Annotated in this window: 17 protein-coding genes; 9 read left to right on the top strand and 8 right to left on the bottom strand. The window is 46.5% G+C overall.

What is annotated here, in order from left to right; genetic code table 11:
- Nucleotides 1–7: 7 nt before the first annotated feature.
- Nucleotides 8–421, bottom strand: a complete 414-nt coding sequence (locus K0O23_RS15485; protein ID WP_219878352.1) for a septal ring lytic transglycosylase RlpA family protein — start codon at nt 419–421, stop codon at nt 8–10.
- Nucleotides 422–553: 132 nt separating this feature from the next.
- Between K0O23_RS15485 and K0O23_RS15480 the strand changes: the two genes are divergently transcribed.
- The gene (locus K0O23_RS15480) at nt 554–910 is read left to right on the top strand and encodes a DUF3276 family protein (RefSeq protein ID WP_219878403.1); all 357 of its coding nucleotides are present in this window, start codon (nt 554–556) and stop codon (nt 908–910) included.
- Nucleotides 911–1,398: 488 nt separating this feature from the next.
- Nucleotides 1,399–2,496, top strand: a complete 1,098-nt coding sequence (gene ychF / locus K0O23_RS15475; protein WP_219878351.1) for a redox-regulated ATPase YchF — start codon at nt 1,399–1,401, stop codon at nt 2,494–2,496.
- A 58-nt stretch (nt 2,497–2,554) separates the two neighbouring features.
- Here the strand turns inward: ychF and K0O23_RS15470 are convergent, their stop codons facing one another.
- The 3 genes from K0O23_RS15470 to K0O23_RS15460 form a co-directional block, all read right to left on the bottom strand.
- Nucleotides 2,555–5,926 (bottom strand): S41 family peptidase, encoded by a 3,372-nt coding sequence (locus K0O23_RS15470; RefSeq protein ID WP_219878350.1) that lies wholly within the window; start codon nt 5,924–5,926, stop codon nt 2,555–2,557.
- Nucleotides 5,927–6,152: 226 nt separating this feature from the next.
- Nucleotides 6,153–6,668, bottom strand: a complete 516-nt coding sequence (locus K0O23_RS15465; protein ID WP_219878349.1) for an OmpG porin family protein — start codon at nt 6,666–6,668, stop codon at nt 6,153–6,155.
- Between the two features lie 176 nt (nt 6,669–6,844).
- Nucleotides 6,845–8,185 carry a type IX secretion system plug protein gene (locus K0O23_RS15460; RefSeq protein ID WP_246597149.1) on the bottom strand — a complete coding sequence of 447 codons (1,341 nt, stop codon included), beginning with the start codon at nt 8,183–8,185 and terminating at the stop codon, nt 6,845–6,847.
- Between the two features lie 651 nt (nt 8,186–8,836).
- On the opposite strand from K0O23_RS15460, the gene K0O23_RS20205 reads away from it, so the two are divergent.
- Nucleotides 8,837–9,223: a Rossmann-fold NAD(P)-binding domain-containing protein gene (locus tag K0O23_RS20205; protein WP_246597148.1), complete on the top strand. Its 387-nt coding sequence runs from the start codon at nt 8,837–8,839 to the stop codon at nt 9,221–9,223.
- 1 nt (nt 9,224) lies between these two features.
- Here the strand turns inward: K0O23_RS20205 and K0O23_RS15450 are convergent, their stop codons facing one another.
- The 3 genes from K0O23_RS15450 to K0O23_RS15440 form a co-directional block, all read right to left on the bottom strand.
- Nucleotides 9,225–9,677 carry an OsmC family protein gene (locus K0O23_RS15450; RefSeq protein WP_219878348.1) on the bottom strand — a complete coding sequence of 151 codons (453 nt, stop codon included), beginning with the start codon at nt 9,675–9,677 and terminating at the stop codon, nt 9,225–9,227.
- A 427-nt stretch (nt 9,678–10,104) separates the two neighbouring features.
- Entirely contained in the window at nt 10,105–11,460 is a 1,356-nt protein-coding gene (locus K0O23_RS15445) for a sensor histidine kinase (protein WP_219878347.1), read from the bottom strand.
- Nucleotides 11,450–12,841 carry a sigma-54-dependent transcriptional regulator gene (locus K0O23_RS15440; RefSeq protein ID WP_219878346.1) on the bottom strand — a complete coding sequence of 464 codons (1,392 nt, stop codon included), beginning with the start codon at nt 12,839–12,841 and terminating at the stop codon, nt 11,450–11,452. Before K0O23_RS15440 ends, K0O23_RS15445 begins: the two co-directional genes overlap by 11 nt.
- A 295-nt stretch (nt 12,842–13,136) precedes the next feature.
- On the opposite strand from K0O23_RS15440, the gene K0O23_RS15435 reads away from it, so the two are divergent.
- From K0O23_RS15435 to K0O23_RS20525, 5 genes are read left to right on the top strand one after another with little or no spacing between them, the layout of a single operon-like run.
- Complete coding sequence (locus K0O23_RS15435; protein WP_219878345.1) at nt 13,137–13,847, top strand: ABC transporter ATP-binding protein; 711 nt, start codon at nt 13,137–13,139, stop codon at nt 13,845–13,847.
- A gap of 26 nt (nt 13,848–13,873) precedes the next feature.
- Nucleotides 13,874–16,291 (top strand): ABC transporter permease, encoded by a 2,418-nt coding sequence (locus K0O23_RS15430; RefSeq protein WP_219878344.1) that lies wholly within the window; start codon nt 13,874–13,876, stop codon nt 16,289–16,291.
- A 47-nt stretch (nt 16,292–16,338) separates the two neighbouring features.
- Nucleotides 16,339–16,497: a hypothetical protein gene (locus K0O23_RS15425; RefSeq protein WP_219878343.1), complete on the top strand. Its 159-nt coding sequence runs from the start codon at nt 16,339–16,341 to the stop codon at nt 16,495–16,497.
- Nucleotides 16,475–16,774: a S41 family peptidase gene (locus tag K0O23_RS20530; RefSeq protein WP_354353605.1), complete on the top strand. Its 300-nt coding sequence runs from the start codon at nt 16,475–16,477 to the stop codon at nt 16,772–16,774. Before K0O23_RS15425 ends, K0O23_RS20530 begins: the two co-directional genes overlap by 23 nt.
- Nucleotides 16,775–16,783: 9 nt before the next feature.
- Nucleotides 16,784–17,068 (top strand): S41 family peptidase, encoded by a 285-nt coding sequence (locus tag K0O23_RS20525; RefSeq protein WP_219878341.1) that lies wholly within the window; start codon nt 16,784–16,786, stop codon nt 17,066–17,068.
- A 335-nt stretch (nt 17,069–17,403) separates the two neighbouring features.
- On the opposite strand, the gene K0O23_RS15410 is transcribed toward K0O23_RS20525, so the two are convergent.
- Nucleotides 17,404–17,562 (bottom strand): hypothetical protein, encoded by a 159-nt coding sequence (locus K0O23_RS15410; RefSeq protein WP_219878340.1) that lies wholly within the window; start codon nt 17,560–17,562, stop codon nt 17,404–17,406.
- Nucleotides 17,563–17,926: 364 nt separating this feature from the next.
- Here K0O23_RS15410 and K0O23_RS15405 point away from each other — a divergent pair, with 364 nt between their 5' ends.
- Nucleotides 17,927–19,528 (top strand): alpha-amylase family glycosyl hydrolase, encoded by a 1,602-nt coding sequence (locus K0O23_RS15405; RefSeq protein ID WP_219878339.1) that lies wholly within the window; start codon nt 17,927–17,929, stop codon nt 19,526–19,528.
- Nucleotides 19,529–19,991: the final 463 nt, after the last annotated feature.

Here is a 19,991-nt window from a genome sequence, read left to right as displayed (position 1 = left end):
GGGCAGTTTAGTTAGAGCTTTTACCTGCTTCTGAAACGGCCAAAGGCGTATCTTGTTGCTTTAGCTCCTCCTTTTCCACCTCTTTTAACTTAACCCTGGCAATGCCGTCCCGGATAAGGCCTATCTCTTCGGCAGCGGCTCTGGAAAGGTCGATGATGATGTGGCGGCTTTTCGCTTTTCTGTCATTGATCTTTACTACTACCGTTTTACCGTTTTTAAGATTGGTTACCTCTACCAGAGTGTTAAAAGGCAGTGTAGAGTGGGCAGCCGTCAGTAATTTTTTGTCGTATTTTTCGCCGTTTGCAGTACGATGCCCGTGCATGCGGTCGGCGTAATATGTAGCTTTACCTTCTGCGGTGTATGATGTGGTATTATTGAAAAAAGAGAGCAGAAGTACTAGTATAATTGAACAGATATTCATAATATACTATAGTTGGTCCGGTGGCAAATATAATATTTAAAATTTAAGAAATTTAAATTCCAAAATTTTTATATATCAGAAGTATATGTTACTTTTAGATTCACTAAGTTGAATTTAACGTTATTTAAGACGGTGGAAGAGAACAACGAAAAAGCTGAGATTTATTCCCAAAGAGTAAGAGCCGGGAAGAGAACGTACTTCTTTGATGTGAAGTCAACTCGTTCAAACGATTTCTATGTGACTATTACGGAGAGCAAAAGAAAGTTTAAAGACGAGACTTTTTCTTACGAGAAACACAAGATTTTCCTTTACAAGGAAGACTTTGTGAAGTTCATGGAAGCGCTTCAGGGGACTATTGATCACGTTAAATCAGAACTGTTAACAGAGGAAGCACTTGCAGCCCTTGAGGCCCCTGCCCCTGTTGCAGAAGTAACTACTGAGGAAACTGAGACAGCTGCCACTTACGATGGCGAGCTGAAGTGGGAATAACCCCTCTGCTATTTTTATAGAATTTATACTTCGAGATAATGAAAGCTCATGGCATCACCATGAGCTTTTTGTTTTTATACCCTCTGCAGTTTAGCCAATCAAAGTATGATCAACTTCTCTGGTGCGGGTATCCAACCCGTGCCGTAAAGTGGGTGCGAGTCTCCAGACTCGCTGCTTCTCGGACTTGCTTCGGGAGAGGGGTTAGGGGCAATGCCGTCAACTTAAGCAAAAGCTGTCATCTCGACGAAAGGAGAGATCTCTTTAAAATTCTTTCTGAATTAATTCTGGATAGATTTCTCACGGTGTTCGAAATGACAACAGAAATATTTAACTTCTTATTTGCAGCATTGAGGGTTAGGGGTGGTTGGCCCCGGTAGAGCAATCTAACACACAACAATTTAACAATTAAACCATTTAACCATACAACCTACAGCATAACTCCCTAAAAACTATTATCTTTGCACCCTGAAATTAATAACTAAGAATACATGGGACTAAGATGCGGTATTGTGGGACTTCCGAACGTTGGAAAGTCTACGCTGTTTAACGCTATTTCTAACGCCAAGGCAGAATCTGCCAATTATCCATTCTGTACTATCGAGCCAAACGTAGGGGTAATTACTGTGCCCGACGAGCGTCTGCAGATACTCGAAGAACTGGTACACCCGGAGCGCGTGCTGCCAACCGTAATTGAGTTTGTAGATATTGCCGGCCTTGTGAAAGGTGCCAGCAAAGGCGAAGGCCTTGGTAACAAATTCCTGGCTAACATCCGTGAGGTTGACGCCATTATCCATGTGGTGCGCTGCTTTGAAGACGAGAACATTGTGCACGTAGACGGTAAGGTAGACCCGATTGCTGATAAAGAAATTATCGATACAGAACTGCAGCTAAAAGACCTGGAGTCTGTCGATAAGAAGATCTTGAAGGTTATCCGCTCTGCGAAGTCAGGTGATGCGAAAGCAAAAAAAGAACTGGCCAGCTTGGAGAAGTATAAAGCGCACCTGGAGTCTGGACAAAATGCCCGTAGCCTGGATGTGAATGAGGATGACCTGGAAGCTGTAGAAGATCTGAAGCTACTTACAGCCAAGCCTGTAATATATGCTGCCAACGTAGACGAGAACTCTATGAATGATGGCAACAAATATTCTCAGACCCTGGCTGAGCACGTGAAGAACGAGAACGCTCAGGTAGTATTGATCTCTGCCTCTATCGAAGCGCAGATCGCAGAGCTGACCGACCCGGAAGAAAAAGAGATGTTCCTGGCAGAGTATGGCTTAACGGAGTCTGGCTTGAACAAGCTAATTAAAGCATCTTACAGCCTGCTTAACCTGATCACATACTTTACAGCCGGACCTAAAGAAGTACGTGCCTGGACAGTTGGCAAAGGCTGGAAAGCTCCTGCTGCTGCCGGTGTAATTCACACAGACTTCGAGAAAGGCTTTATCCGTGCCGAAGTGATCAAACTGAAGGATTACCAGGAGTATAAGTCAGAAGCCAAGATAAAAGAAGCCGGTAAAATGGCCGTAGAAGGTAAAGAGTACGTGGTACAAGACGGTGATATCATGCACTTCCGCTTTAACGTGTAAGCTGATTACCAGCAATATATAAAATAAAAGAGGCCGACTTACATCGGCCTCTTTTATTTTACTGCACTGTTTTGGTTTTCTCAGCTTCTTTCTCCCATCCTTCCGGACGTATCCAGCGAACCGGTGGTGCAGGTTCTGATTTCAGCTTTACTTCTTCAGTTTTCAGTAACTTCAGGGCCTCCTCTACTGCACGCTCCAGCTGCGGGTCGCGGCCGGCAATTACATCGGCTGGCTTGTTCATGATCTCAATGTCAGGTGCTACGCCTTCGCCTTCTACTGCCCATTCTCCCTGTATGTCTACAAAGCCTCCACGCGGAGCCACCATACGGCCACCATCAATAAGCGAAGGCGTATCCCAGGTGCCAACCAGTCCGCCCCAGGTTCTGGTACCAACCAGCGGGCCTATCTTCATCTTACGGAACAGGTAAGGCAGCAGGTCGCCACCTGAGCCAGCCATCTCATTTATGATCATAACCTTTGGCCCCCAAATGCCCGACATTGGCGTTGTAAACGGACGGTGATCGCCAACTTTGCTGTTGAAGTAGCCGTGCAGGTCGCGGTTCATAATATCTACCATGTAGTCGGCAGCAGAGCCACCTCCATTGTTGCGCTCATCAATCACAGCTCCCTTCTTGTCCTGCTGGCCGAAGTAGTAACGGTTAAAAGAAGTATAGCCAGCCTGGCTGGTATTAGGCACATATACATAAGCTAATTTGCCTCCTGAAAGCTGATCTACCTTGCGGCGATTACCTTCAACCCAGGCGATGCGGCGCAGACCACCCTCGTTGCTGATAGGCACTACCGTTACCAGGCGAGAGCCCTCCATGGTTGGTTTGCTGTTGATGCGCAGTACCGTTTGCCTGTCGGCAGTTGCCTCAAAGAACTGGTACAGGTTTTCAGGTGCTTTTACTTCTACGCCATTTACAGCCAGTATATAATCTCCCTGCTTTACGTTAATGCCCGGTGCACGAAGCGGCGCGCGCAGGTCCGGGTTCCAGGCTTCGCCGTCGTAAATGCGACTGATGCGGTAGTAACCTTGTTCTGTTTCGTAATCTGCACCCAGTAAGCCAATTGGTACCCGTTTCACATCCGGAAAATCACCTCCGGAAGTATAAGAGTGACCCACCGAAACTTCACCGCCCAGTATATCCACAATGTAGTGCAGCTCCGAACGATGGCGCACATGCTCCAGCCACGGGCTGTACCACTGGTAAATTTTATCCCATGGTGCACCGTGCACATTGTCCACGTACAGGAAATCGCGCTGGTAACGCCATCCTTCCCTGAATATCTGCTTCCATTCTGCCATTGGGTCTACTTTTACCTTCAGGTCAGATACTTTGAGTTTACAGTCGCTGGCTTTGGGAGCAGCGCCTGTGGTGCTTACAATGTGCCAGTTGCTGCCGCTGCGGTAAAGCATGTTCTTACGATCAAATGAAACAGAGGCTTCGTTAACCTTAGTCATATACTCTGTTGACTTTTGGTCTTTTAAGCTGTAGCGGTGCAGGTTATCTCCGGACTGGTTTGGTATACTTTCCATGTAAAACACCTGCCCTTCCGGCCCGGTGAGCAACGCGGTATAATTACGGGCAGGTACATCAATCGGGATAATTCGCTGGTCCAGGCCTTCCATGTCGATGCGCACCTGCACAGTCTTCTTCACAACTTTCTCTTCCTCCTGCTTCTGGTTACCGTTCTTCTTTTTAGGGTTCTGCTTCTCCTTCTGCGCCTTTGTGTTCAGTTCTTCCTTTTCATTCTCGGCTCTGGCTGATTCCTCATCGCTGCGGGGCAGTAACGGAGATGGCGTATCTTTAGAAAGCACCATCAGGTAAAGGCTGCGGGTAACAGGGCGGTCGTAGCTGCTCATATCAAGCCAACCGGTGTTTAAGCCAAAGTTCGTACTGGCCAGGAAGTATAAATACTTGCCGCTCTCATCCCACACCGGCGAGATAGCATCTGCCATTTTATCTGTTAATTGCAGCGTTTGGTTTGTCTCTACGTTGTGCACCTTTACGGCCTTAAACTGGTTCTCTAAAAGGCGGGTGTACGCTATCCATTTGCTGTCTGGAGACCACACAGGCACCATCGATCTGTTGGGGTGCGCATAGCCTTCTGTATCTGCTTTCTTTATTTTGCCGCTTGCAACCTCTACATACCACAAGTTATAGTCGGTGTCTGTAAAGGCAACATACTTGCTGTTTGGCGACCACTCCGGCCTGAAAAAGAATGTCGGGTTCGGGATATCGATCGTGCGTGGTTTGCTTAGCCCATCCTGGTCGCCGATCATCAGTTTATACTCGCCGGTGGCATCAGAGAACCAGGCTATCTTTTTACCATCAGGAGACCAGGCCGGGTAGCGGTCAGCGGCTCCGGAGGTGCGGGTAATGTTGCGCCAGTCTCCTTCTTCTTTGGGTACTGTAAAGATCTCGCCCCTATGCTCGAACAGAGCACGCTTGCCAGTAGGGCTTAAAGATGCATTAGACAGCCTTGTGGCGGCAACATCTTCCCAGCGTTCGCGCGCCCAATGGAAATCGCCTTTTACCTCAATGGCTAACTGCTTTGTATCGTTTGTTTTTGGGTTGAGATGGTGCAGGTAACCACCCTGCTCATACACGATAGTGCCGGCAGCGGCAGCCAGGTTCTTGCAGTCGAACTGCTTATGAAACGTATGCTGCTTTACCTCTTCTGTTTTCGGGTTATAAGACCAGATATTACTGGTGTAGTCACGCTCCGACAGAAAGTATATCACGCCATCCAGCCACACCGGGTTTGTATGCCTTTCCTGGTTAGCTTGTGGGGTAAGCTTCAGGGAGTAGTCTTTCATGTTAACCAACCAGATAGGCTGTGCCTGTCCGCCACGATAGTTACGCCACTCCGCATCCCAGGAATTGATTGGCTGGTAGGCTATAAAGTTACCATCGTGGGATAAGCTGCCTTTGCTGGCCTGCGGTATTTTAAGGGCTTCCGGCATGCCTCCCTTTACCGATACTTTGTAGAACTTGGAGTTGGCAGTTGGATACCCGTCGCGACTGGAAACGAAAAGTATAAACTGCCCGTCAGGAGTCCAGCCTGAAACTTCGTCGTTGCCCGGGTGCCAGGTAAGCCTTTGCGGCTGGCCGCCCTCTGTTGGCATCAGGTATACATCGGTGTTGCCATCGTACTGTGCCGTAAAAGCGATCCAATTCCCGTCTGGTGAGAAGTGCGGGTTGGTTTCGGCGCCCTCGTTTGTTGTTAAGCGGCGCGCAAGGCCTAGGTCTGTGCTTGTCCCTTTCCGATCGACTATCCAAAGGTCGTTGGCATACACAAAGGCAATGTTCTTTTCGCTGAGGGCAGGCTGCCGAAGCAGGCGGGTGCCCTGGGCCTGTGCCATTTCCGGCATTGCCACCAATGCGCTTAAAGCAGCAAACTGTAAAAAGCTTTTATATCTCATATCCTGAATTTTTGCGATACTTAAATATACAAAAAAATGGATAGGATAAAGGGATCGTTTGGATTAGGAATGTAGAGGAGTTTTTAAGCTATGATGAAGTTAAACTGTTTGGCTTTGGCAAAGAGGGGCGCTGTCTTTTCTTTCCTTTGGGCTAACGTTTAGTGCAGCTGATGAACGAAGCGTAGCTGAGCATAAAAGCTGCACCTTGTTGGTGTTTGGTTTTTCTTTAGTCCGCCTGGTGTATCCAAACATACTTGCCTTCTTTCCAAGCAACTGTAGCGCCACTTTCTTCTTCGGTTCCAATGTAGAAAGCTGGGTTGTCAAGCTTGACGTCTCGGCTTCCTTCAATGTCACCTTCTTCCATGAAAGTAACTTCATAGGTTATGCTGTCAATAACAAGGTTCCAGTTCTTTACCCAATAGAAGTCATCACCACCGTTTCCGAAATTATTTCCAGCACCTATGATAAATTCATCATTAGTATTCCCGTGCTTTATTCTGATGCCCTTCTTATTGTTGATGATAACGGCAAAGGCTGTATCTGAATGACCATCCCCGTTGAAATCAGCTGTTAGGTATTGTGGATTGAGCCAGCTTGCTTCTTTATCAGATACCTTTGTTTCTAGACCACTTTCTATTGCGACTTGCTCAGTTTTAGCTTCTTCAGTTTCAGGATTGTTCCCTTGCTGTTCACATGAAAACAGGCCAACAACAGCTAGGACGCAAAGGCTCTTTTTTATCATTTTCCGTAAATTCAAATACACACCAACTACCAGCTAACAGGAGTACCTACTCCCACTATCTACACTATGTGTGGAGTGCAATTACTGTTGTTAACTCCTTTATTTAAACTTTAATACGTATGCCCGTACCCCGCATACTATAGGCTTATATAGACACAAACCACAACTTAACAACATTACCTCCTGTTAAAGAACAGTTCCTCATACCCTATCAAAAGATCGGCGCGTGAGCCGGGTGGGCGGTAATAGATAAGGATATCGTAGATGTTTTCGGTGGCGAAGTGGCTTCCTTCAAAATAGCTTTCGTCGGTTGCGGTGCCTGTGTTTGGCTTTAAAGTATAGTAGTAGTTGTAGTAGCCCTGTTTTAAAAGCATCTGCCCGCTATACTTATTTCCTTCGGCATTATACCTTAAGCGTGCCTCCTCTTTTTGATTCCAGTTGGTAAGGCCGCCGGTAATGTATACTGCGCCTGGCGCTTCGGCTGCTACATTCAGCTCAAAATCCACTAAAGTATAGTCACCGTTTACCTCACCACTGCCGTACTGCCTGTTGCCGAAAATGCGCATACCATTAATATCTGGCTCCTGGCTGTATACAGCTGTTTGCCTGCTTTTGCCGGGCTCCAGATCTACTGCAATGGGGTTAGTTTGCAGGTTTATACTTTGCACGCCAATACCGTTAAACGTAAGGCTTCGGGTATCGAAAGCCCTGAACTCACTAAGGCCTTTAAACAAGTCTTTTGGCTCGAAGAACACATACTCGAGGCGGCGTTGCGCATCATGTATAAAAGTTGGCCTGCTAATGTTTTTTGCATTGTCCCAGCGGTAGTTCTGCCGAAGTATGGCTTTAACCTCCACGGCTGGGTTAACGATAGGGTAATCTTTGTAGAACACGTTAAACTCTACCGGTTGCCTGGCTTCGCGGCCACTCGGTCCAAGCGGGGCTCCCAGTTTAGCGGTTACAATAACTGTGTTCTGGAAAACCAGCAGGCGTTGCGTTAGCAACAGGTTACCACCCTCCTCCTGCACTACCAGCAAGTAATTGCCACTGAGCTTTACCCGTGGCACCCGGAAACGGTAATGTACATAAGGCACGCGTGTATTTACAGAGTTCTGCACATCGGTAATAAAGAACTCATTAAAATCGTAGAGGTACTGCGTTTCATTCAGGTTTGAGGGCGTCCAGTTGGCATTGCAGTGCACCAGTTTAGCCAACAGGCGCTGCGGCCCCGCGTTCAGTCTGTCGAACTCCAGCAACAGCGGAAACTCCTGCGAAATAGAAGTTACCGGCGGGTTCAGCACCTGGTCAGCTTGGCCGGTAGCCAGGTAGGCCTGCACCGATTGTATGCTTTCGTGGTACACGTAATCTTTATAGCGCATAGCAGCCTGGGCAGCTGAACCGGCACCGCTGCTTTGCGCCTGCTCCTCCAGGGGTACGCAGGCAGTAAGGCTGCAGCTTACAAGTAATGCCAGCACGTACTTTAGTTTATACTTCTTCAATACTTTATACTTTTTCAATCGCATCTGATTATGATCACTTAAACCCCTGAAGTTCATCTGGTATTTCTGGTTATCAATATGTAAACAAATAATCTAAAGCCAGTTAAAGACTTCGGGTTTATACGGGTTTATAAAGAAAATAATTTTCCGGCAATTATCTTTGTATTCAAGAGCTTAAAACTACTATGAAAAAAATATTATTGGCAGGAGCCACCTGAAACCTGGGGCGCTATTACCTTAAAGCGCTTTAGCAACAGGGATATACCGCCAGGGTTTTGGCACGGTCAGTCCAGAAAGCTGAAGCCCTCTCTCCTGCCCCCCGACGAAGTTTTTATAGCAGATGCCACCCAGCCTCATACCCTGATTGGCTGCCGCGAAAGTATAGATGTGGTTATCACTGCCCTGGTTAAAAGCATCAGCCTGACAGACAAAAGCAAGAGCAGTTTTTATGATAGTGATTTTACTGCAAACAACAATCTTCTGCAGGAAGCACAACGCGCCGGCATAATGCAGTTTATTTATACTTAGGCATATAGTGTAGCCCAAAACCCACACCTTGCCTACTTTAAAGCCTATGCTGCTTTTGCTGATACATTAAAAGCCTCTGGCTTAGCCTATACTATACTGGAGCCTACTGCCCTTTTTTCTGCTTTTGAAGAAGAGGTAAGTATGGCCCGAAAAGGACAGATTGGCTCTTTAGGCGTTGGGGATAAACTGACAAACCCCATTTATAAAGGTGATCTGGCACAGGTAGCTGTGCAAAGTATAGGGCAGCCATCGGAGATCATACCTTTGGGCGGACAAAAAATGTACTCCAGGCTGGAGCTGATTCGCATTGCCTGTCAGGCAGCGGGCCACAAAGGTAAGATACCATTGGTGCCTTTTGGAGTAGTAAAATCCATGTTGCCGCTGGTAAAGCTTTTCAACCGCAACATGTTTGATAAGATAGCTTTCCTGGTAGCGGTGTCGGAGGTGGCTTGTGTTGCTCCTAAAGTTGGTTCTCATATGTTAAAGGCATACTTTAGCTTACCACACACAAAACCAGCAAAAGTATAAACTATACTTCAGTTTCCAGTACGGTCTTAACTTTCATACCAGCCACCAGTGTTTTTTGCACGGGGCATCTCGCTGAGATATCTTCAAGCCTTTTGCGCTGCTCTTCAGTTAAATCTCCATACAGCCGCAGGTGTTTGGTGACTTGGGTAAGTCTGGCATTTTCGTCTTCACACTGTTCGCAGTCGCTGGCATGTATCCGTTCGTGGCGCAGTTTCACTTCCGCTTTTTCCAGGGGCCAACCTTTGCGTTGCGCATACATATGCAGCGTTATTACTGTACAGGCACCCAAGCCGCTGAGAATATAATCATATGGGTCGGCACCGGGCTTCAAATCCATTGCCACCCCCGACTCGTCTATCACCATCCTGTCAGAACCAGCCGTGATACGCGCAACCATAGGAGCACTGTTGCTGGCGACTACCGTTACAAAACCTTCTTCTTCTAAAACACTCATGGCAGACTTAAGTTAAAAGTTAAGAGTTAAAGTATATGGATAAAGGCAGGTAAAGGTTTTGTTGTTCGTTGTTGGTGATTGTAGAGACACAATATTTTTCGTTTTTTTCATAAGTGTAAGAAGGCTTGCTCAGAAGACCTCACAGTGTTTTAAAAACCTGTGAGTGGCTGTGCCAGTAGCCTTTGCTTCGTTGAAACAAGACGCTCACAGGTCAGGAAGACGCTGTGAGGTCATCGCGGATTTATACTAAGGCTGATATTTAAAGTATAAAGTATGGCTCACTAAAGTCTGAAGACTTCCCATCATGCAGAGTCACAAGTCACCGCTGCGCCAAGGAAGGTTTATTACTGCGGCAAACAAGACGCAAGGTATTGCGTCTCTACATCTCGAACAACGAATAACCAACAACGAACAACCCATAACGACACTAAAACCGAAGTGTAAACCTGGTACCTTTGCCTAACTCCGATTGTACCGAAATGGAGCCTTTGTGCAGACGCATGATCTGGCGTGATAAACTGAGGCCGATACCAGAACCTGTCTTTTTAGTAGAGTAGAATGGAATAAATATCTTCGTTTGAGCTTCCTGCGTCATGCCGGTACCGTTGTCGGCAACCTCTATGCTAATGCGGCTGCGCTCGTCGTGGTAAGCCCGAAGTATGATCTTTGGTTCTGGCTGCTCCTGCACCGCTTCTATAGCATTTTTTATAAGGTTGATGAGCACCTGCTCAATCATAGAACTGTCTGCAGATAACAACAGCCTGTCCTGGGGTACATCAACCTGAAGCTTCACATGTTTCTGGGCAAGCTGCTCACGCATGAGTGTCTTCATTTCCATCAGCATCTCGTTTACGCTAAACCTGCTTAGCTGCGGCAACGAGATTGCGGTAAGGTTACGGAAGTCGTTCACAAACTTAATCAGCCCGTCAGAGCGTCTGCTGATCGTGTGCAGGCATTGGCTTACATCTACCAGTTCATCCTTCAGCATCGTGATCTCGTCTGCCTCGGTATCGGTGTAGCTGTTTAATTCTTCGTAGGCGCTTGCAGACAAGGAGGCAATTGGTGTTACTGAGTTCATGATCTCGTGGGTGAGCACCTTTATCAGGTTGTGCCAGGCCTCCATCTCTTTCTCCTCCAGTTCCTTTTGTATGTTCTGCAAAGAAGCCAGCCTGATTCTATCACCCAGTATGGAAAGCTCCATTACATGTACCGAGAGGTTTACCTGGTCGGCGCCATGCTTTAAAGGCACCAGCATTTTACCGTTGTGTTCGAGCAGTTGCAGACCCTGGGCCAGTTCCGGACTTTCTGTTTCGAGTTCCTGCACCTGCTGCAACTGGCCAACCTTCAGTAGTTTTTTGGCAGCGTGGTTTAGCAACATGATCGTACCGTCGGGTTTGTAGCTGATGATGCCGATGCCGATGTGCTGCACGATCATCTCGAAGTACTGTAGGTGCGCTTCTTTCTCGGCCCGCACCTCCCGAAACTTATGCATTACCTCGTTTAGCTTTAGAGATAGTTCACGCTGCCTTTTACCTTCTGCGCTTACCTTGAAAAGCTCAGTAAAATCATCGTATTTTACTGAGTTCAGAAAGCGCAGAAACAGTTTGTTTGTACGGTCTTGCAAAAGCACCAGTAGCCATACCTGCACAAGTATTGCAACACCCAATGCGATGTAGGTACCACGGTAAAATGGATCGAAGTTTATGCGGGCAAAAAAGTATATGGTTATGGCCAGCAGCATCACCCTGAACAAAAGCTGGAGCCTGTAATTGTTAAAGCTCATACTTTTCCAGTCTGCGGTAAAGTGCACCTCTTGACAAGCCTAACTCTTTGGCTGCTTTCGAAACATTGCCTTCGTGTTTTTGCATAGCCAGTTGTACTGCCTCCCGCTCCAGATCGTCTAGGTCCAGGCTTTGGGCTTCCAGTTGAGGAGGACCTTGAGTAGCTTCCGTCTCAGCCAGGAAAAAGAAATCATCCGACTCCAATTCCCTGTTATCGCTCATGATAGAGGCACGCTCCAGGGCATGTTGTAATTCACGGATGTTTCCGGGCCAGTTGTACCTTTTTAAGCGCTCAAGCGCTGCTGTCCCAAGCCGTTTTACTGGTTGTTTATACTTGTGGGCATAAGTTGCCAGAAAATGCTCGGCAAACAAAGGAATATCCTCCGCACGGTTGCGCAAAGGTGGCAGGTTCAGTTCTACGGTGTTAATACGGTACAGCAGGTCCTGCCTGAATTCGCTGCGTTGCACCATTTCTTTCAGGGGCATGTTGGTAGCGCAGATCAGGCGCACGTTTACCGGAATGGGTTTGTTGGTGCCCACGCGAATTACTTCGCGGCGCTGCAAAACGGTAAGCAATTTAGCCTGCATCGCCAGCGACAAGTTGCCAATTTCATCGAGGAACAACGTTCCGCCATCAGCTGCCTCTATTCTGCCTATGCGGTCTTCTTTGGCATCGGTAAAAGCGCCTTTCTTATGGCCGAACAGCTCACTCTCGAACAACGATTCTGTCAGGGCACCCATGTCTACGCTTACAAAAACCTTATCGGCCCGTGTGGAGCGCTGGTGTATGGTACGGGCTATTACTTCCTTTCCGGTTCCGTTCTCGCCCAGCAGTAATACATCGGCATCTGTTCTGGCTACTTTGTCTATGATAGAGAAAAGCTGGCGCATGGCTGGGCTCTGGCCTTGTATAATGTCTGGTTGGGGAGCGTTAACCTGGCTGGCTAGTGTGCGGTTTACTTCTTTTAAGTGGCTGACCTCTTTGTAAGATTTACGCAGCTTAGAGGCCGCAGAAAGTGTGGCCACCAGTTTTTCGTTTTGCCAGGGCTTTAGTACGAAGTCGGTTGCGCCTTCCTTCAGGGCTCGCACAGCCATCTCCACATCGCCAAAAGCGGTAATCATAATCACTACTGCTGATGGGTCGTAATTCAGTATCTCCTTTAACCAGTAAAACCCTTCCTGGCCGCTGGTTATGTCGTGGCTGAAGTTCATATCCAGCATGATCAGGTCGAAGTCTTCGTTGTTCATCAGGAACGGGATCTTCTTCGGATTCTTCTCCATCACCACTTCCCTGGCATAGTTCTTCAGCAGCATCTTCGCCGAGAAAAGTATATCTTCATTATCATCGATGACCAGAATACGACCAAGGTTCTTTTCTTCCATAAACCAGTTTTGTATGAGTGATTAAGTGAATGGGTGAATTCTAAAAGGAAAATACTATGCCAGCCCTTTATTTGGTTAAATATAGCTTTTTTAGGACAAAAGTGTTCACCACCGTGTCCATGCATGGACACTTTTTGTCCGCCCATGGACAGGGTATAGCTTGATAGAATGCCTATACTTTCCAAAAACTAACATTTATACTTTTGGCATAGCGCTTGGCAAGTATGAAAACATCCAGGCTTTAAAAACAACAGAACACCCAAACTTAAACTGACCACTAGTACAACCTAACACTATGAAAAAATCCGTTATCGAAACAGTTAATTTGCAGAAGAAGTATGTTACCGACACCGTGGAAACAACTGCGCTGGCAGGTGTAAACATACAGGTTGGCAAAGGCGAATTTGTAGCCATTATGGGACCGTCGGGGTGCGGCAAATCTACTTTGCTAAACATGCTTGGTATGCTGGATGCCCCCACTGCCGGAAGCCTGAAATTTATGGGTACCGAAATAGCCAGTGCAACCGAACGTCATCGCGCTAACCTGCGCAAAGAAAACCTTGGCTTCATTTTCCAGAGTTTTAACCTGATTGACGAGCTTACAGTGCACGAAAATGTGGAGCTGCCGCTTTTCTATCAAGGCCTACCTAAAAATGAGATAAAGCAGCGCGTGGACGCTGCGCTGGAGAGAGTGGGCATAGCGCACCGCCGCAACCATTTTCCGCAACAATTATCAGGTGGGCAGCAGCAGCGTGTGGCTATTGCCCGTGCAGTTGTTGGGCGCCCAAGTCTTATACTTGCCGACGAGCCAACCGGTAACCTGGATTCGCAACATGGACGTGAGGTGATGACTTTGCTCTCGGAGCTAAACGAGGACGGTGCGACGATTGTAATGGTAACGCACTCTCCTTCCGATGCTGAATACGCACACCGCATAATCAACCTGCTGGACGGACAAGTGATTACAGAACGCATACATGCCACCAGCGCAGCCTTAGCGCTTTAATTTCTCACACCAAAAGTTACCGCACTATGTTTAAGATGTATTTCCTGACAGCCTCGCGCTCAATCCTTAGAAATAAAAGCTACAGTATACTTAATATCGCCGGACTTACGCTGGGGATTACCTGCAGTATTCTGCTTTTCCTGGTAATAAAGTATGAGCTCAGTTACGATTCCTTCCACAGCAAAGCGGACAGAATTTACAGGGCCACTACCATCTCGAGCTACCGCGAAGGTGAAGAAAAGAGCTCTGCTGCACACTATCCGCTGGCAGACCTGTTGCGCACTAACAAAAACCTGGGTTTTGAGCAGATTACACAAACGCATGGCGAGGAAGGCGGTCAGATAAATGTGCTGGGTGACGACGGAAATTCCATTAAACGCTTTAGAGAAGAGGCGCATATTGGATTTGTAGAGCCAGAGTTCTTCGACATCTTTGATTTTGAAACAGGTAACCAGAGTGCGGTAGCCAGCCTTTCGGAACCGAATAATGTTATACTTACTGAAACCTTAGCCACAAAGTATTTCGATGGCAAAAATCCACTTGGCCGCCTGATCAAGTTTAACAACAAGCTAACACTGAAAGTAACAGGGGTGATACCTGATTTGCCAAATAACACTGACCTTCCGTTTAGCATGTTTATATCTTATAAATCTTTTATAGACTACTCACCTTACGGGGACGCTAAATCGTGGAACACTTTATCTAGTACACATCAGCTTTATGCCGTATTGCCTGAGAGTAAAACAGAAAAAGAGGCTACCGCAGAGCTTAATAACCTTTTAGTAAACCACATTCCGGACAAAAGTGCAAACCTTCCCAAGGAAGCATATAGCCTGCAGCCACTTAAAGATATACACTTTAATGCAGAGCTAAGCAACTACAGCAACCGAACAGTATCACGAGAGGTAATCTGGTCTATGGCACTGGTTGGTATATTTATGGTAATAGTGGCATGTATCAACTTCGTGAATCTGGCTACGGCACAGGCCATTAAACGTGCCCGCGAAGTAGGAGTACGAAAAGTAATGGGCAGCAGCCAGTTACAATTGATGCTACAGTTTCTGGGAGAGACATTCCTGATCACACTTACTGCTACACTTCTTTCAGTTGTGCTAGCGGAGCTCGCACTTCCATACCTGAACGAGTTGCTGGAACTTGAAATTACCTTCACTGTACTTCAGGATCCTGTATTGCTGTTCTTCCTGGTGGCGCAAGTGCTTCTGGTAACACTATTTGCAGGCATATACCCTGCTCTGATTATGGCACGATTCCAGCCGATTGCTGCGCTAAAGAGCCGCATTAACACCCAAAAAGTAGCTGGCCTTTCGCTGCGCAGTGCGCTAGTGGTGCTGCAGTTTACCATTTGCCAGGTGCTTATTATCTGCACTATACTTGTAAACGAGCAAATGGAATTCTTTAAAAGCAAATCGCTTGGTTTTGATAAGGAAGCCGTCGTAACAGTGTTTTTACCTACAGGCGAGGGTAAAAAGCTGATGCCTATGCGACAGGAACTGGCTAACCACCCAGCGGTTAAAAAAATCAGTCTGGCTTCTTCGCCGCCTTCTGCTAACTTCACTTTTACCGGTAATTTTAAGTTTAATAATTCCAGCGAGGATGTGCCTTTCCATGCAAACTATAAGATGGCAGATGAGAACTACCTTGAACTGTATGACATGAAGGTGCTTGCTGGTCGCCATTACAAAGACAGCGACTCTGCTGCGTATGTTATCAACGAAACCATGCGCCGCAAACTTGGCATTGAGAGTCCGGCTGAGGCAATAAACAAAACCATTGCTTTGGGTAATGGCGAAGTAAAAGGCTACATTATAGGCGTAGTAGAGGACTTCCATCAAAATTCGCTGAGAGACCCGATTGACCCGGCTATTATACTGGCCCGTCCGGATAACTACTGGTTTTTGTCTGCTAAAATAGACATGGCCAACAAACAGGAAGCACTGCAACACCTGGAGAAGGTCTGGAACAAAACATACCCGGATGATGTGTTTGATTACGAGTTTCTGGACGAGACAATTGAACGCTTCTATCAGGATGAAGCACGCCAGAACAAGCTCTTCAAGATATTCTCCATCATCGCCATCTTTATTGGCTGCCTTGGGCTGTACGGTTTAGTTGCCTTTATGGCAGCGCAGCGCACAAAAGAAGTAGGAATTCGCAAAGTACTGGGTGCCTCGATGTTCAATATCACGGTGCTGTTCTCCAAAGAGTTTGTAAAGCTGGTTTTGATAGCCTTTATACTTGCCGTACCAATTGCTTATTACCTCATGAATAAGTGGCTGCAGGACTTCACATACCGCATCACTCTGGATTATTGGCCATTTATACTTGCCGGTGTGGTTACACTTATTATTGCCATTATCACCATGAGTTCGCAAGCTATCAAAGCCTCCCTGACTAATCCTGTTGTGTCGCTTAAAAGTGAATAGCAACTAGTTTTAATGATCTTAAACCAGACAAAACTACCATTAAAACTATGAAATTACCTCTATTGATGGTGTTGCCGCTGGTATGCAATATAGCCGTGTCCCAGGATTGCGATTGCTCCTCAGCGTTCACATTTGTAAAAGTATACTACGAGCAGAACAGCCCGGCCTTTCAGAAGATGAAAAATAACCCACAGGAGTATAGTTAAGGTAAAGGAGGGCAGAATTCCACAGTTTAATTTCTATAAGCCTGATCAAAAAAATGAGCAACCCGAAAAGCCTTACGAGTTTAAAGCACTTGACAAGGAGACAAACTATATCAGGCTAAGCTCTTTTGACCGTGGATTGATAGACGAACTGAATGCCTTTTATGAATCTATTGCAAGCGATCTGAACAGCAAACCCTTCTTGATAATTGACCTGCGTAATAATGGCGGTGGCGATGAGCGTCGATATTTTAAACTGTTGCCCTACTTGTACACATAGCCGCTTACAGTGGACAATGTTGAAGTATGGACTTCTCCGGATAACATAAAACGTTACGAAGAGCAGTCGCAGGGCAAAAGCAGTACCTTAATTGAAAGAATGAAGCAAGCGCAGCCATACACCTTTATTCCACAAGTAGAAAATGCCGTTAACACCTGGAAGCTCGACAGTACCACTGCTTACCCTGAAAAAATAGCTGTTTTATTTAACCGGAACACTGCCAGCTCAGCCGAAGGCATGATTACTTATGCCAGGCAAAGTGACAAAGTTATTACGGTTGGCGAAAACTCCTAAGGTATATTGGCTACGGAAACGTAATGGAAACAACTACCCCTGCGGTAAATATGTACTAAGATGCACTACTACAAAGTATACCGTCAACTCCAAGTATGAGTATATAGGTATTGAACCAACCCATAAACCATCGGCCAGTCAAGACTGGGTAAAGTATGCTCATTCTCTTTTCCAGAATTTTTAGTTTATATTTCTGAAAGGATGAATGGGATCTTGATAACATATTTCACCTTACGATACATCGCACAGTACTTGAATTAAACTACATTGAAAGCAAAAGCGCCATACTAAAGGAGTATGGCGCTTTTGCATTTACTAAAGTATGAGATGCTGATTTAGTACCTCCCTTTTGGAGCAGCATCTGACAGGAAAGTAGTTTTCTGCATTGGCTTATTTACAGTTTTACCATAAGCAGGACAAGCCCCCTGCTGGCATGAAACGGTGGCTGCAAGCATAATGATAAATGCAGTGGTTTTAAGTAGAGTTGCTTTCATTTATAATCTGGTTGTTTGTTTATAATGTTTCCTCTGCACTGCATACCTGCGTTTAATCAAACATACTCAACTGCCTTTTAGCCTTAAAGCCAGTTAAATAGCCTGTGCTATATCTATCCCCAAATAAATAATTACAGGTATAAAAATGAGCTATGTGAAGAGACTACAAATATATGCAAGTTTTAATATACAACAATAGTTACATATTTTATTTGTTATACCATAATCACAAAGTTGATTACTAGCACCTGCATCCCCGCGTTGTATAAGAACATGGATTCAATGCACACTTGCCGTATCTTCAAAAGCCCTGCACCGTACACACGAAACTACTGTATGATCAATGCTTAAAAAAGAATAAACTATGGCCCAGCAACAGTACTTATGGTGGCAAACAGGAATAATTTACCAGGTTTATCCACGCTCTTTCCAAGACAGTGATGGCGATGGCGTAGGCGACCTGAAAGGGATCATCAGCCGGCTGGACCACCTGAAATGGCTTGGCGTTACAGCAGTATGGATATCTCCGATCTACCCTTCTCCAATGGCTGACTTTGGCTACGACATCTCCGACTATTGCGGCATTCATCCCCTGTTCGGAACCATGGATGACTTTGACCAATTACTGAAGGAGGTGCACAAACGGGACATGAAGCTTATACTTGACCTGGTGCCCAACCATAGCTCAGACCAACACCCCTGGTTCCAGGAGTCCAGATCATCCAAAGATAACCCGAAGCGCGACTGGTACATCTGGCAAGACCCAAAAGAAGACGGCAGCGAACCTAATAACTGGCTGTCTGTATTTGGGGGCAGCGCCTGGGAATGGGACGAGAAAACCGGACAGTACTATTACCATGCATTTTTAAAAGAGCAACCCGACCTTAACTGGCGTAACCCGAAACTGCAGCAGGCCATGTACGATGTGATGCGTTTCTGGCTTGATAAAGGCGTGGACGGATTCAGAGTGGATGTGATGTGGCACATGATCAAAGACGAGCAGTTGCGTGACAACCCGCCAAACCCCGAGTATAAGGAAGAACAGGCAACCTACGAGCAACTACTGCCTTCCTACTCCACAGACCAACCCGAAGTGCATGATATTGTAGCACAGATGCGCGCATTAACAGATAAATATAATGAACGGGTTATTATAGGGGAGATTTACCTGCCCATACACCGGTTGGTGACCTATTATGGTGAAGATAACCAGGGAGCTCACCTGCCTTTTAACTTCACGCTGGTAAACCTGGACTGGGACGCCACAAAACTGAAAGCAAACATTGATGAGTACGAAGGTGCCCTGCCGGAAGGCGGCTGGCCTAACTGGGTGCTGGGCAACCACGACCAAAAGCGTATTGCGAGCCGGGTTGGCGCAGCGCAGGCCAGAACTGCCGCTATGCTGCTGCTTACGCTGTGCGGTACACCTACTATATACTATGGCGATGAACTGGGCATGCAGAATGTACCAATTCCTGAAGACCAGGTGCAGGACCCACAGGGGCTTAACATGCCTGGCAAAAACCTGAGCCGCGACCCTGAGCGCACTCCTATGCAGTGGGATAACAGTAAGAACGCAGGATTTTCCAGCGGAGAGCCTTGGTTGCCACTGGCCGATAACTACGAAGAGGTAAACGTAGCTGCTCAGAAGGAAAAAGAAGACTCCATGATCTTGTTGCACCGGCAACTGATACAACTGCGGCAAAGCGAACCAGCTCTTAAAATTGGCAATTATAATCCCGTTTCTGTAGATGCCCCTCTCCTTGCCTACCTCCGGGAACATGAAGAAACTAGGTACCTTATCATATTAAACCTCAGCAGCAAGGCCTGTACGTTTGATACACCACATAACAGCTACTCTGGCAAGATCATACTTTCCACACATCAGAATCGCAAGGAACAAGGACTTCAGAAAAGTATAGAAATACAGGGGGATGAGGGTCTTATCGTTAAACTGGAGAACTAATTATCCTGATTACTTATGGTTGAAGAGAGATTAAGCGACAACCACACGGCTCACACACACTACCAGGACGCGAGCGGGGGCAAAATGAAAGAATAAAACGAACCTGCCCTCAAGAGGGGAATCTCTGCTGCTACTTCAGGCAAAGTAGAAGTATCATAGCTGCAGCCATCATGCGGACAGGTCGCGACCCAATGCCGTCAAAGAAAAAGCTGTCATCTCGACGAAAGGAGAGATCTTTATAAAATTCCTTCTGCACTAATTCTGGATAGATTTCTCACGCTGTTCGAAATGACAACATACATACTTAAATGCTTAAGTTGACGGCATTGGGTCGCGACCTGTCCCTACAAGCTTATACAACTGTAGAGACCCAATCCTTTGCGTCTTGTTTGCTATGGAAAAGATAAGGTTAAAGTATAAACTCCACTCCCGATTAAAAACAAGAACCCCGGCACATCTGCAC

Origin of the sequence: Pontibacter aydingkolensis, from assembly GCF_019443125.1 — a bacterium.
Classification (GTDB): domain Bacteria; phylum Bacteroidota; class Bacteroidia; order Cytophagales; family Hymenobacteraceae; genus Pontibacter; species Pontibacter aydingkolensis.
Note: the sequence above shows the minus strand (reverse complement) of the source record. Positions and strands in the feature narration are given on the sequence as shown.